The 13,919-nt window shown below is 67.9% G+C and carries 13 protein-coding genes; 6 read left to right on the top strand and 7 right to left on the bottom strand.

Annotated features, from left to right (window positions below; translation table 11 throughout):
• Window positions 1-52 precede the first annotated feature (52 nt).
• The 7 genes from trpA to ShzoTeo12_RS13165 form a co-directional block, all read right to left on the bottom strand.
• Window positions 53-877, bottom strand: a complete 825-nt coding sequence (trpA, locus tag ShzoTeo12_RS13195) for a tryptophan synthase subunit alpha (RefSeq protein WP_318910016.1) — start codon at window positions 875-877, stop codon at window positions 53-55.
• A gap of 2 nt (window positions 878-879) precedes the next feature.
• On the bottom strand, window positions 880-2,067 hold the full coding sequence (gene trpB / locus ShzoTeo12_RS13190; protein WP_318910015.1) for a tryptophan synthase subunit beta: 1,188 nt from the start codon (window positions 2,065-2,067) through the stop codon (window positions 880-882).
• Window positions 2,064-2,996, bottom strand: coding sequence for an ABC transporter permease (locus ShzoTeo12_RS13185; RefSeq protein WP_318910014.1), 933 nt, complete (start codon window positions 2,994-2,996; stop codon window positions 2,064-2,066). Before ShzoTeo12_RS13185 ends, trpB begins: the two co-directional genes overlap by 4 nt.
• Window positions 2,993-4,507, bottom strand: a complete 1,515-nt coding sequence (locus ShzoTeo12_RS13180; RefSeq protein ID WP_318910013.1) for a sugar ABC transporter ATP-binding protein — start codon at window positions 4,505-4,507, stop codon at window positions 2,993-2,995. Before ShzoTeo12_RS13180 ends, ShzoTeo12_RS13185 begins: the two co-directional genes overlap by 4 nt.
• 16 nt (window positions 4,508-4,523) lie before the next feature.
• Complete coding sequence (locus ShzoTeo12_RS13175; RefSeq protein WP_318910012.1) at window positions 4,524-5,438, bottom strand: sugar ABC transporter substrate-binding protein; 915 nt, start codon at window positions 5,436-5,438, stop codon at window positions 4,524-4,526.
• Window positions 5,439-5,470: 32 nt separating this feature from the next.
• Window positions 5,471-6,919 (bottom strand): xylulokinase, encoded by a 1,449-nt coding sequence (locus tag ShzoTeo12_RS13170; protein WP_318910011.1) that lies wholly within the window; start codon window positions 6,917-6,919, stop codon window positions 5,471-5,473.
• A 146-nt stretch (window positions 6,920-7,065) separates the two neighbouring features.
• Window positions 7,066-8,010 (bottom strand): AraC family transcriptional regulator, encoded by a 945-nt coding sequence (locus ShzoTeo12_RS13165; RefSeq protein ID WP_318910010.1) that lies wholly within the window; start codon window positions 8,008-8,010, stop codon window positions 7,066-7,068.
• A 161-nt stretch (window positions 8,011-8,171) separates the two neighbouring features.
• Here ShzoTeo12_RS13165 and ShzoTeo12_RS13160 point away from each other — a divergent pair, with 161 nt between their 5' ends.
• The 6 genes from ShzoTeo12_RS13160 to ShzoTeo12_RS13135 all read left to right on the top strand — a co-directional run bounded on the left by ShzoTeo12_RS13160 (window position 8,172) and on the right by ShzoTeo12_RS13135 (window position 13,919).
• Window positions 8,172-9,578 carry a PLP-dependent aminotransferase family protein gene (locus ShzoTeo12_RS13160; RefSeq protein ID WP_318910009.1) on the top strand — a complete coding sequence of 469 codons (1,407 nt, stop codon included), beginning with the start codon at window positions 8,172-8,174 and terminating at the stop codon, window positions 9,576-9,578.
• Between the two features lie 149 nt (window positions 9,579-9,727).
• On the top strand, window positions 9,728-10,108 hold the full coding sequence (locus ShzoTeo12_RS13155) for a DUF983 domain-containing protein (protein WP_119256775.1): 381 nt from the start codon (window positions 9,728-9,730) through the stop codon (window positions 10,106-10,108).
• Between the two features lie 302 nt (window positions 10,109-10,410).
• The gene (locus ShzoTeo12_RS13150; protein WP_318910008.1) at window positions 10,411-11,445 is read left to right on the top strand and encodes a methionine ABC transporter ATP-binding protein; all 1,035 of its coding nucleotides are present in this window, start codon (window positions 10,411-10,413) and stop codon (window positions 11,443-11,445) included.
• Entirely contained in the window at window positions 11,435-12,103 is a 669-nt protein-coding gene (locus ShzoTeo12_RS13145) for a methionine ABC transporter permease (RefSeq protein ID WP_318910007.1), read from the top strand. The genes ShzoTeo12_RS13150 and ShzoTeo12_RS13145 overlap by 11 nt, the downstream gene beginning before the upstream one ends.
• Window positions 12,104-12,145: 42 nt before the next feature.
• A complete protein-coding gene (locus ShzoTeo12_RS13140; RefSeq protein WP_318910006.1) occupies window positions 12,146-12,922 on the top strand; it encodes a MetQ/NlpA family ABC transporter substrate-binding protein in 777 nt (258 codons plus the stop codon).
• 136 nt (window positions 12,923-13,058) lie between these two features.
• Window positions 13,059-13,919 (top strand): Ku protein, encoded by an 861-nt coding sequence (locus ShzoTeo12_RS13135; protein WP_318910005.1) that lies wholly within the window; start codon window positions 13,059-13,061, stop codon window positions 13,917-13,919.

The following is a 13,919-nucleotide window of genomic DNA, read 5'->3' as shown; positions in this document are numbered from 1 at the left end:
AATGGAATCTGACCTAATTGGAACCCTAAATCGTCACTACATTCTAAGCCGGCTACCGGCCATCGACGGCCTGCCGGTAGCCGGCGACCAGCCCGGCGGCCGCCCGGCGGAAGGCCTCGGCATCCCCTTGCCCGCGCATCGCCTCGAACCGGTCGATGAGGGCCGTTGCGACGATGACGCCATCTGCGACTTCCGCTACGGCCGCCACCATGTCGGGCGTCTTGACGCCGAAGCCGACGAGGACGGGCAGGCGGCTGACGGTCCGGCAGCGCGCCACCGCATCCGAGATTGCCTCGATGGAGGCGGAGGGCCCGCCCGTCGGCCCGACGACGGGAATGCAATAGAGAAAGCCGCCGACGCCCTTGCTGGCGGAAACGAAATCCTCGGCCGGCAGCGACGGAGCGGCAAGCGGGATCATCACCAGCCCATGCCTGCCGAGCGCCTTCAGCAGCGGCTCGGCCTCGCGAAGCGGCAGGTCGGCGGCGATGAGGCCGTCGACGCCCGCCGCCGCGGCGCGCGCGGCAAAGGCCTCGTAGCCCATGGCGAGAAGCGGATTGGCATAGCCCATCAGCACGATGGGCGTCGTATCGTCCTCTTCCCGGAAGGCGGCGCAGAGATCCAGCGTGCGGGAGAGATTGCCGCCCGCCGCGAGCGCCCGCCGGTTGGCGGTCTGGATCGTCGCGCCGTCGAGAATGGGGTCCGAATAGGGATGGCCGATCTCCAGGAGATCGATGCCGTTTCCGACAAGCAGCCGCAGCCGCGCGAGGCTTTCGGCAAAATCCGGATCGCAGGCGACGGTGAAGGTGACGAAGGCGATGCGGCCCTCCGCCTTGAGGCGCTGGAACATGCGGTCGATGCGGTTGGGAGAACGCGCCATGGTCAGCTTTCCGGCCAGATGACGTCGAGATCCTTGTCGCCGGCGGAAGCCACCATGACGACGACGGCGTCGTTGCGGTCGTAGAGCCGGGCGATGCGCTCGGCGGCCGCCACCGCATGGCCCGCCTCCAGCGAGACGAGGATCCCCTCGCTTTTCGCCAGCCGCAGCACGGCCTGGCGGGCCTCCTCGTCGGTGACGGCGACGGTCTCCACGCGGCCGCGCTCGACGAGATCGGCGATCTCCGGCGCCGAGCCTGGATAGGCGAGCCCCGGCGCGATCGAGGCGGTCGGCAGGATCTGGCCGTGTTCATCCGCCAGCACCAGCGTCTCGGCGCCGTGGAAGATGCCGCGCCGCCCCTTGCCGAGCCGGGCGGAATGCGGCGCATCCCCGCCGGACCGGCCGCCGGCCTCGACCGCGACGAGCCGGATCTGCGGATCGCCGACGAAGGCGGAGAAGATGCCAATGGTCGAGGAGCCACCGCCGACCGCCGAGACGATGGCGCGCGGCAGCACGCCGGCCTCGATAAGCTGCAGCCGCGTCTCGCGGCCGATCACCGCCTGGAAGGCGCTGACCATCGCCGGATAGGGATGGGCGCCGATCGGCGCGCCGGCGAGATAGGCCGTCGTCGCGCTGTTGCCCATCCAGTGGCGGATGGCGGCGGAGGTCGCGGCGCTCAAGGTCCGGTCGGCATCCTCCACGATCCGGAGATCGGCCCCGAAGGCACGCATCTTCCGGATCGTCGCGGCATGCCGCGCCGCATCGCTGCTGCCCATATAGATGATGCAGGAAAGCCCGAGCCGGGCGGCGACCGCCGCCGCCGCGACCCCGTTCTGGCCGGAGCCGGTATCCGTGACCACCGAGCCGAGCCCCATGCGCACGGCGAGAAGGCACTGGCCGAGCGCGGAATTGGCGTAGTTGCCACCATTGAACGTCAGGTCGTCGCGCTTGAGGATGATGCGCGCCCCACCATTGGCCGAGGCGAGCGTCACCGTCTCGAAGACCGGCGTCGGCCGACCGACGAAGCGCTCCAGCAGGTCTTCGAAGGTGCGGCGGAAGGTGGGGTCCGCCCAGGCCTGGTCGAAGGCGGCTTCGAGGCGGTCGAGCACCGGCAGCAGCACCGGTGCCACGAACTGCCCGCCGAACCGGCCGTAGCGCCCCGGCCGCCCTCTTGCCGCGCCCGCCGCCGTCATGCCGCCCCCCTGCCGATGCGGCGCACCAGCACGGCGGAGAGGATGATCGTGCCGGTGATGATGTCCTGAAGGAAGGTCGAGACGCCGAGAATGGTGAGGCCATTGCCGATGACGGCGATGATCGCCGCGCCGACCACCGTGCCCGGCAGGTTCGCCTCGCCCTCGCGGAAGGCCGTCATGCCGAGGAAGACGGCAGCATAGGCGGTCAGCAGATAGCCGCCCCCGCCCGTCGGGCTCGCGCTGCCGATGCGGGCCGTGAGCAGGATGCCGACCAGCGCCGAGAGAACCGCCGAGACGACGAAGGCCGCCGTCGTGTTGGAGACGATCCGGACGCCCGCCAGCCGCGCCGCCTCGCGGTTTCCGCCGATGGCATAGAGCCGGCGGCCGAATTCCAGCTTGTCGAGCAGGATCCAGACGACAAGGGCGATGGCGATCAGCCACCAGGTCAGCGTCGGCAGGCCGAGCATATGGCCGCGCGCCATGTCGCGGAAGCCGGCCGGGATATCGCCGAGCAGTGTCGCGCCGTCGGAGACCCAGAAGGTGATGCCGCCGATGATCGTGCCGGTCGCGAGCGTCGCGATGAAGGAGAGCACCTGGAAGCGCGAGACCACATAGCCCGAGACCGCGCCGAAGAGCGCCGCAACCGCCAGCACCAGGAAGCAGGCGAGCGGCGCGGGCACGCCGAGCTTGAGGAGGTAGACGACGAAAATGCCGCCGAAGGAGACGATGGAAGCGGTCGAAAGGTCGAACTCGCCGACGGCCATCACGACAGTCGCGCCGATGGCGACAATGGCGAGCAGCGTCATCTGCTGGGTGATGTTGACGAGGTTCGACATGGAGCCGAACGCGCCCGGCGAGGCGATGGAGAAGACGACGACGATCGCGATGAGCGCGATGAGCGTTCCGTATTGTCTGACAAGGCCGGTCATGCGGCGGGTTCTCTTCTGGTCTCGTGATGGAATGCGGCGTCGATGATGCGCGGCGGCGTGATGGCCTCGCCCTCCAGCCGCGCCGTGATCTCGCCATTGGCGAAGACGGCCACGCGATGCGAGAGCGCCAGCAGTTCGTCCATGTCGCTGGTCGTCATCAGCACGGCCGCGCCCTCAGCGGCGATGCGCCGGACGATGGCATGGATTTCCGCCTTGGCGCCGACATCGACCCCGCGCGTCGGCTCGTCGAGGATGAGCAGGCGGATGCGCCCACCGAACCAGCGGCCGAACAGCAGCTTCTGCTGGTTGCCGCCGGAAAGCGTCAGCGGCAGAGCCCAAGGCGAGCCCATCTTCACCGAAAGCTGCGTGCGGATGTCCTCCGCCCGCGCCGCCAGCCGGCCGCGGCTGGTGACCGGCAGCGCCGGATGGGACCGCACCCGCGAAAGATCGCTGATCGCCACGTTCTCCGCGATGGAGCGGGCCGTCACCAGCCCCTCATGCCGGCGATCCTCCGGTACATAGGCGCCGCCGCGGCGGATGCGCGCGTGGATGTCGCCCGGCTTCAGGACATGGCCGTCGAGGAAGACCGTTCCGCCCTCCGTCCGCCGCGCCCCCCAGATCATCTTCATGAGGGACGACCGGCCTGCGCCGACCAGCCCGTAGAGGCCGAGGATCTCGCCTTCGCCGACCGTCAGCGACAGCGTGTTGCCGCGCTGCCCGAACGGCAGGTCGCGAACCTCCAGCACCGGCTTGCCGACGGCGGGCACGGAGGGACGGCCGGACGTGATCTCCTCGTGACCGGACATCATGCGCACCAGATCGGCCCGCGTCGTGCCCTGCATCACGCCGGTCCCGGCCGTCGCGCCGTTGCGCAGCACCGTGAAGGCGTCGCATATCTCGGCCACCTCGTCGAGCCGGTGGGAAATGTAGATGACGGCGACGCCGCGCGCCGCCAGCGCCCGCACCGCCTCGTGCAGGCGCCGTGCCTCGCCTTCGGAAAGCGAGGCCGTCGGCTCGTCCATCACCACCAGCCGCGCCGGCTCGTTCATCAGCGCGCGGATGATCTCGACAAGCTGCTTCTGCCCCGTGGTCAGCCGCCCGGCCGGTACGTCGAGCGGCAGGTCAGGCGCGATCGCCGCCGCCGTCGCCGCCACCGCGCGCCGCATGGCGGCGCGATCGATGAAGGGGCCGCGCTTCGGATAGGCCCGGCCGACGAAGGCGTTCTCGACGGCGTCGAACTGCGGCACGAGGCTGAGTTCCTGATGGATGAAGCGGAAGCCGAGCGCCTCCGCCTCCCGCACGCTGCTGATCGCGATCGGCGCGCCGTCGACACGGATATCGCCGGCATCCGGCCGCACGAGGCCGGAGAGCGTCTTGATCAGCGTCGACTTGCCCGCGCCGTTCTCGCCGATGAGGCCATGCACCGAGCCGGCGGCCACGGAAAGGTTCGCTCCGGCCAGCGCCCGCGCGCCGCCGAAGCGTTTTTCGAGGCCCTTGATCTCAAGCAGCATGGCCGGCGATCCTTCGTTACGGGCAGGTCACGCCGAGCGTCTCGGGCGTGATCATGACGGCCGGAACGAAGAGCTCGTCCTTGTCCGCCTTGCCGCCGCCCAGGATCTTCTCGAGCTGTTCGGCGCCGACGGCGGCCATCTTCGGGAAGTCCTGGCGGAAGGTCGCCTTGTAGCGCGTGCAGGACTTGATCATCTCGATCGCCTGCTCGCTGCCGTCGATGCCCATGATGATGAACTTGGCATCCGGCTTTTCCGATTCCGTCGCCAGCTCCGCGCCGACGCCCGGATCGTCCCAGGCCGCCCACACGCCATTGATCTCGTCGCCGTGCTGGCGAAGGATGTTCTCCATCGCGATACGGCCGTCATCGACCGGCCCCGGCACCTTCACGAAATGATCGGCGATGACCTTCACGTCAGGGTTCTTCTTCAGGGCCTCGTCCAGCGCCAGCTCGCGCTGGTGCACGCCCGGATGCGCCGAATGGAAGAATTTGACGATATTGCCCTTGCCGCCAAGCGCCTTGAAGAGCGCGTCGGAAAGCTGGGTGCCAAGATCGAAATTGTTGGAGGTGACGTTGACCGCGACATGCGCGTTCTTCGAACCGTCGAGCGAGATGACGGGAATGCCGGCATTCGCCGCAAGCGCCACCTGATCCTCGACCTGCGCCGGGTCCGTCGAGACCAACACGATGGCCGAGGCCTTGGCGTTGATCGTGTCCTCCATGCGCGAGGCGAGCTGGCCGAAATCGCTGCGGGTGTCGATGATGGTGACGTTCCAGCCGCGCTTCTCGCCCTCCGCCTTGAAGCTCTGCGCCATCTCGTTGGTCGGCACCGAGCCGATATAGGGCGTCAGGATGGTGATGTCGGTGGCAAAAGCCGCCGAAGCCGACGCCATGAGCGCCGCGATGGCTGCTGCGAATGCGAATTTCTTCATTGTGGTTCTCCTCTCCGGAAAGATCGTTTTCTTCATTGGGTGCGGATCAGCCCGATGGGGCGAAGCGCATCGATGGCGTTGCGATAGGCGTGGAACATGGCGTCGTAGCGCGCAGCGCGCCGCGGATCGGGCTCGAAGACCCGCTCGACGCTGGTCATCGCCGGCACGGCCTCGGCTATCGAGCCGAAGGCGCCGATGCCGACGGCCGCGAGGATCGCCGCGCCGAGGCAGCCGACATCGACGAAGGCGAAGCGGTGCAGCGGAATGCCGAGGCAGTCGGCGCGGATCTGGCTCCAGAGGTCCGAGCGCCCGCCGCCGCCGCCATAGAGCATGTGGTCCGGCCGGAAGCCCGCCGCATCGATGAGCGCGCCCATGGCATGGCGCGCCGCCAGCGCTACGCCTTCCAGCACGGCGAGCGCGAAATCCGGCCCGCCGGCCCGGCTGTCGAGGCCGATGAAGGCGCCGCGGATCTCGGAATCCCAGAGCGGCGCGCGCTCGCCTTCGAGATGCGGCAGGAAGAGGATCGGCCGGTCGTCGCGGCTGGCAAGGCCGGCGAGCCGCGGCACGTCGCCCGGCTCCACGCCCGCGGTCGCCGCCCACCAGCGCAGCGAATCCGCCCCGCTCTGCGTCGGCCCGGCATTGACCACCAGCCCGTCGATGGTGGCGAAGGTGACGATGCCGGGCGCGCCGATGCGCTGCGATCCCGCGAGCGCCAGGATCTCGGAAGTGCCGCTGACATACATGCCCTGTCCCGGCCGGCAGACGCCGCAGCCGAAGAGATTGCCCCAGGCATCCATCGTGCCCGTCACCACCGGCACCTTGCGGCCGGAGGAACCGAGCGCCATCTCGCCGGCGATCTCGGTGAAATGCCGGAGCGGCGGCAGCTTGCTCGCCGCGCCGGGCACCCGGGCGATCAGCGCGTCGATATAGCGGAGGTCCTGCCCGACATGGCCGAAGGCGGAGACGGGATCGGACGAGGCCTCGCCCGTCAGGTGCAGCAGGCAGAAATCGCGCGTCGAGAGAACCTGGTGCGTGCGCTCCCAGAGATCGGGATGGTGTTTGGCGAACCACATCATCTTCGCCAGCACATGGCTCGCGCCGATCGGCATTTCGGCGCCCCACCAGCTGCGCTTTTCCGCTGATGTGATCGTGGCATCCAGTGCCGCCGCTTCCGCGCCGGCCCGAATATCCTGCCAGCAGATCGCCGGCGCCAGCGGTTTGCCGTCCCGGTCGACGAAGACGTCCGTATTGACCTGGCTGCAAAGGCCGACCGCGCGGATATCGGCCGGATTGCGGCCGACGAGCAGGGCGTCGATCGCATCGCGGATGCCGTCCAGCCAGTGCTGCGGGTCCTGCTCGACCATGCCGGATGCGGGACGCTCGGTCGGGTAGCCGCGGCTCCAATGGTCGAGCACCGTGCCGTTCATGTCGAACAGCGCCGCCTTGATCGAGGTCGAACCGACATCGAAGCCGATCAGCATTTCATTCTCCCGCCCGCCGCCCTCACGCGGCGTCCGGGCGGACATTAGGGTCCCGTCATGAAGCTGTCATGGGGAATGATGCCGCGGCGGGGCAACCCGGCGCGAATTCTGCAGGATGTGGATAGTGCCGGCCGGGGCCGGCGCCGTCAGTGATCGCGGCGGATATCCGCCGAGGGAAGCACGCCGAAGGCCTCCCTATAAGTGGCGGAAAAGCGGCCAAGGTGATGGATGCCGACGCGCCGTGCCGCCTCGGCCGCGCAAAGGCGCTCCTCGCGGATCAGCCGGCGCGCCGCCTCCATGCGGATGCGCGTCAGGATCTCATGCGGCGTGCGCTGGTAATAGGTCCGGAATCCTTCGTAGAGCGCCCGCTCGGAAACGCCGATCTCGCCCGCGATCACCGGCATCAGCAGGCGTTCGGCATAGCGGGATCGCAGCGCATCCATCGCCTGCTTCACATGGCGGGGCGAAACATGCAGCCGCTCGGGGATCACCGATGCGGCGCTGGTGAAGGCGACATTGCCGAGGAGCTGGTCGACGACGGAGCCGAGCGCCGCGTCGACGGCCTGCGGCGCATCCGAAAAGGCGTCGTCCGCAAGCATTTCGGAAAAGGCGCTGAGGACCGAGGCGAGCTGTCGCCCGTGCCGGCTGGAAAGGTCGATGACGGGATTGAACACCGGACTGCCGCCGCGCCGGCGCGATATCGCCGCCAGGCGCTCCTCGACCAGCCTGCGGTCGATCTGCAGCATCCGCTGGCGCGTGCCCCGCCGCCAGCGCGACTGGAACTTCGGCCCCGGCGACAGGATCAGCGCCTTGCCCGCTTCCGAGCGGATGGTCTCAGTTCCGAAGGCGATGTCCACGCCGCCGGAGACCGGCATTTCGAGCATGTAGAAATCCTCGAAGCGGGAACTGATCGTGACCTCGTGGCCATATTGCAGGAAATTGAAGCCGGAGCCGGAGAGCTGCACGCAGCGATGACGGAAATCGACGGCGCCGGTCCGGTCCTGCGGCGCCAGCCGGTGGTCGCAATAGGAGGCCGAGAGGTAGGCTTCCGCCTCCCCGAGCGCCGTCGCCCTTGTTTCCCTGACCTCCAACGGCAAGCTTCGCCCTCTGCCCTCTGTTCGACGGCGCCACTATCGCAATGGCGGGCGGCAACGGCAAGGCTTCCTTGCGACGCTTTGTCCGGAACCGGTGGATGACAGGCGGGCATGCAGGCAATATACAGTCAATATCCGCAGCACATGGAATCCCCGGCATGAAGAACTGGCATCCCGATCTCGGCCAAAGTGACAGCCCCCTCTACATGGCGATCGCCGACCTGATCGCGGCGGACCTGCGCAGCGGGCTGCTGGCGGCCGGCGACAAGCTGCCGACGCACCGGGCGCTGGCCAAGCGCCTTGCCATCGACGTCACCACGGTGGCGCGCGGCTATCTGGAGGCACAGAAGCGCGGGCTCGTGCAATCGCATGTCGGCCGCGGTACCTTCGTGACCGGCAATGCCGCGGCCCCGGCCGGCGTCCCGCCTGCCGACACGCCCGCCGATCCGCGTCGCGCCGCCATCGTCGACCCGTCGATGAACATGCCGCCCGAGCCCGACGATCCGGCCCTTCTCGCCCGCATGCGCGGCGGGCTTGCCGCGCTTTCGGCCGATCTCGTCCCGCTCCTGCGCTACCAGGGCTTCGGCGGCGCGGCCGTGGACAAGGAGGCCGCCGCGCTGTGGCTCGCGCGCCGCGGCCTGACACCGCCGCAGGAGCGCATCTTCGTCACGCCGGGCGCGCATCCGACGCTGCTTGCGATCCTCGGCACGCTCGCCGCCGCCGGGGACACGGTGCTCTCGGAAAACATCACCTATCCCGGCATCCGCTCCATCGCCGCCCAGCTCCGCCTGCGCCTTGCCGGCCTGCCGATGGACGGCGACGGCATCCTGCCGGACGCCTTCGCAGCGGCCTGCGAGCGCGACAGGCCGAAGGCGCTCTATCTCAACCCGACACTGCACAATCCCCTGACTTTCACCATGCCCGCCGCGCGCCGCGCGGAAATCGCCGCCGTGGCGCAAAGATACCGCGTGCCCATCGTCGAGGACGACGCCTACGGCTTTATTCCCGCCGACGGGCCGGCGCCCCTCGCCGCCCATGCGCCGGACCTTACCTGGCATATCGGCGGGCTTTCGAAATGCATCGGCGCGGGCCTGCGCCTTGCCTATGTCGCAGCGCCGGACGACAGCCGCGCGCTCTGGTCCTTCGCCGGCGCGATGCGGGCCGGCAGCGTCATGGCCTCGCCGCTCACCGCCGCGCTCGCGACGCGCTGGACCGAGGACGGCACGGCCGAGGCGATCCTCGCGGCCCTCCGCATCGAAACGGCGGAGCGCCAGGCGCTCGCCGCAAGCCTGCTGCCGACAGGCAGCCATGTCGCCGACCCGCTGAGCTTCAACATCTGGCTGCCCCTGCCGCATGGCTGGACCCGCTCCACCTTCAGCGCCTATATGCGCGACAGCGGCCTCGGCGTCGTCGCGAGCGACGCCTTCACGGTCGATGGCACGCCGCCGGAGGCCGTGCGCGTCTGCCTCGGCGGCCCCATCGCCCGCCCGCAGCTCCGCTCCGCCCTCGAATTCATGGCCCATGCCCTCCAAGGCCCGCCCGAAATGGCCGGCTCGTTCTTCTGAATCAATCCTCTTCCCGCCCTCGGGACAGCCGCGCGCGATCTCCGCCCGCGCGCCTGCGTCAGTATGTCTGCTCGACAGATTGAATGCATTCAAGCATCCATATGACAGCATTAATGATTGGATTGAATGCCATGGAAAGGATGCATGCCATGAATGACACCTATCCCTCGCTGCCACCGATGCAGACGGGGATCCGCGGCCGCTGCCCGCGTTGCGGCCAGGGTCATCTCTTCAAGGGGTTCCTGACCCTCGCGCCGAAATGCGAAGCCTGCGGCCTCGACTATTCCTTCGCCGACCCGGCCGATGGCCCGGCCTTCTTTGTCATCTGCTTCGCCTGCGTACCGAGCGTCGCGCTCGCCGTGTGGCTGGAGGTCGCCTTCGGCGCCTCGCTGCTGACGCAGCTTCTGGTGACCGGCCCCTTCATGCTGCTCACCTGCATTCCGCCGCTGCGCCCGCTCAAGGGCTGGCTCGTCGCAAGCCAGTTCTTCTACAAGGCGGAAGAGGGCAAGCTGGTGCGCCGGCAGGAATGAGGGCAGCCGACCACCTCCTGCCAAAGGACAATTGAACAGCGGCCTCAGGCCGGCTAAAGAGGCCCCGTGCCCCGTTTTCCGGGACACTTTCACCGGGCCGCAAGACACGTTAAAGCTTTTCGTGAGACCGAGAGCGACAGGATGTGACAGCGGGTCGCCCCCAACCGGATGGCCTTGCATCTCGCAAGGGCACCGCAGCGATGCTATCTCCTCCAGGATCTGACTGAAAGCGTGAACCGAACATGACACTTCCAACCGCCGCGGGCAGCACCGCCTCGCATGAGCGAGCGGATCTTGCGCCCATGGTTACCTTCGAAGGCGTGACCAAGCGCTATGGCACGGCCGCGGATGCCTTCCTCGCCCTCGACGGCGTCGACATGACGGTCGGGCGCGGCGCGATCACCGGCATCATCGGCCGCTCGGGCGCGGGGAAATCGACGCTCATCCGCCTCGTCAACGGGCTGGAAAAGGCGACCTCCGGCAGGGTCGTCGTCGACGGCACGGAAGTCGGCGGACTGAACGACGCGGGCCTCAGGGGCCTGCGCCGCGAAGTCGGCATGATCTTCCAGCACTTCAATCTCCTGTCCTCGCGCACGGCCTTCGACAATGTCGCCCTGCCGCTCGAGATCGCCGGGCTGGACCGCGCCGCGATCCGCGCGAAGGTCGGTCCGCTTCTCGATCTCGTCGGCCTCGGCGACAAGGCGGAGCGTTATCCTTCCGAACTTTCCGGCGGACAGAAGCAGCGCGTCGGCATCGCCCGCGCGCTCGCCACCTCGCCGAAGCTGCTGCTCTCCGACGAGGCGACTTCGGCGCTCGACCCGGAAACCACCCAGTCGATCCTCGCCCTTCTCAAGCAGATCAATGCCGATCTCGGCCTGACGGTGCTGCTGATCACGCACGAGATGGAGGTGGTGAAGACCATCGCCTCGCATGTCGCGGTCATCGACAGGGGCCGCATCGTCGAGCAGGGGCCGACCTTCGACATCTTCACGGCGCCCAGGCACGAGACGACGAAGATCCTTCTTTCCTCCACTCTCGGCACCAGCCTGCCGGAATGGCTGCGCTCCGGCGTGAAGGCCGCGCCCTCGGCGGGCGACCGCGTCCTTGTGCGTCTCACCTTCTTCGGCGCAACGGCCTTCCAGCCGCTGACGGCGCGGCTCGTCACCGAGATCGGCGGCAACGTCAACATCCTCGCCGGCTCCATCGAGGAGATCGCGGGCGAGCCCTTCGGCACGCTGGTCGTTGCCTATCCGGCGACGCCCGAGGTCATCGAGCGCGCCGACCGCTTCTATGCCGCAACCGGCCTTTCCACGGAGGTGCTCGGCTATGTCGCCTGACATGCTTTTCGACCTGCTCTGGAAATCCCTGCTGCAGACGCTGCACATGGTCGCCGTCTCCGGCCTCGTCGGCTCGCTGATCGGCTTGCCGATCGGCGTGTTCCTCGCCACCTCCGGCCGGAACGAGCTCTTCCCCGCGCCGGCGCTGAACTATGCCATCGGGCTGATCGTCAACGCGGCGCGCTCGACGCCCTTCATCATCCTCGTCGTCGCGATCATTCCCTTCACCCGCCTCCTGACCGGCACGTCGATCGGCACCACGGCGGCCATCGTGCCGCTGACCATCGCGACCGTTCCCTTCTTCGCGCGTCTCGTCGAGGCTGCGATCCGGGAAATCGACAAGGGGCTGATCGAAGCGGCCCGCGCCATGGGCGCGACGCCCATGCAGATCGTCTTCAAGGTGCTTCTCGCAGAAGCCCGCCCTGCGATCCTGCTCGCCTTCACCATGACCATCGTCAGCCTGATCGGCTATTCGGCCATGGTCGGCGCGGTCGGCGGCGGCGGACTCGGCGACCTCGGCATCCGCTACGGCTACCAGCGCTTCATGCCGGAGGTAATGCTGGCCGTGGTGATCGTGCTCATCGTCCTCGTGCAGCTCGTCCAGAGCGCGGGCGACGCGCTCGCCCGGCGCTTCGACAAGCGCAACCGCAAGAGCTGACGCTATCCCCTCCCAAATCCATGTAACATCAAGGAGATATACATGATGAAGTTCCTCGTCTCGGCGGCCCTCGCCGCCCTCATCAGCGTTCCGGCGCTCGCCGAAGACATCAAGATCGGCGTCACGCCCGGCGAGCACGCGCAGATCATGGAAAAGGTCAAGGACGTCGCCGCCAAGAAGGGCCTCAACATCGAGATCCTGGAATTCTCCGACTATGTCGTGCCGAACCAGGCGCTGGCCGATGGTGACCTCAACGCCAATTCCTTCCAGCACCAGCCCTATCTCGATAACCAGATCGCCGACCGCGGCTTCGATCTCGTCAGCGTCGGCAAGACCATCACCACGCCGATGGGCGTCTATTCCAAGAAGGTGAAGAACCTCGGCGAGCTTGCCGAAGGCGCGACCGTCGCCATCCCGAACGACCCGACGAACGGCGGCCGCGCGCTGCTCATCCTCGCCAAGGAAGGCCTCATCAAGGTCAAGCCGGAAGCGGGCCTGAAGGCCGGCCCCGCCGACGTCATCGAGAACCCGAAGAACATCCAGTTCTCCGAACTCGACGCCGCGCAGCTTCCCCGCTCGCTGGATGACGTCGACGCCGCCGTCATCAACACGAACTACGCAATGGAAGCGGGCCTTCACCCGAAGACCGACGCCATCGCCATGGAAGGCAGCGAGTCGCCCTATGCCAACGTGATCGTCGTGCGCCGCGCCGACAAGGACGCCCCCTGGGTCAAGACCCTTGTCGAAGCCTATCACGATGACAGCATCAAGGCCTTCATCAACGACGAGTTCAAGGGCGCCCTGATCCCCTCCTGGTAAGCCCAGGGCACCAACCCGAGCATGCGATGCGGCGCCCTTCCCGACGGAAGGGCGCCGCATCCGTTTCCGGATCACCGCGGCGCGGAACAATCGCGGCCCGTCCGCATTGCACCCGCTTTGAAGCGGGAGTGCGGATGTGGCGCCGAGAGCGAACTGGAAAGGTTTCCTGAAGGTGGGCGAGCTGGTCTGCCCGGTCGCGCTCTACACCGCCGCCTCGACGAGCGAGCGCATTTCCTTCCACATGCTCAACCGCCGCACCGGCAACCGGCTGCACCGGGAATTCGTCGACAGCCAGACGGGCAAGGTGGTGGAGCGCGAGGACCAGGCGAAGGGCTACGAGGCCGGCGAGAACGACTATATTGTGCTCGACGCCGAGGAAGTCGCCTCGGCGGTGCCGCAGAGCGACAAGACGATGGATATCGAGGCCTTCATCGCCTGCGCCGATATCGACGATCTCTATTTCGATAAGCCCTATTATCTCGCGCCGTCCGACCGCCACGGCGCGGAGGCCTTCGCGCTGATCCGCGAAGGAATGAAGGCGAAGGACGTGGCGGCTCTCGCCGCCACGGTGCTCTTCCGCCGCATGCGCACCCTCCTCATCCGCCCGCACGGCGAGGGGCTCCTCGCCACCACGCTCAACTTCGACTACGAAGTGCGCCCGGCCGAGGAGGCCTTCGCGGACATTCCCGACATCAGGCTCAAGGGCGAGATGCTGGATCTCGCCGAGCACATCATCCGCACCAAGATCGGCCGCTTCGCCCCGAAGACGTTCGACGACCGCTACGATGCCGCGCTGGCCGAGGTGGTGAAGGCGAAGATCGAAGGCCGCAAGATCAGGCCCGTCAGGCCGAAGGCCGAGGGCAAGGTCATCGACCTCATGGAAGCGCTGCGCCAGAGCGCCGGCGAGACGGGCAAGCCCGGCAAGGCAAAACGCGGCGGCGCGAAAAAGGCCGCATCGACACGCAAGCCGGCAGCGACCCGGCGAAAGGCAGGGTGA

Origin of the sequence: Shinella zoogloeoides (assembly GCF_033705735.1) — a bacterium.
Lineage (GTDB): Bacteria > Pseudomonadota > Alphaproteobacteria > Rhizobiales > Rhizobiaceae > Shinella > Shinella zoogloeoides_A.
The sequence above is the reverse complement of the archived record's forward strand: the minus strand, read 5'-3'. Positions and strand labels throughout refer to the sequence as shown.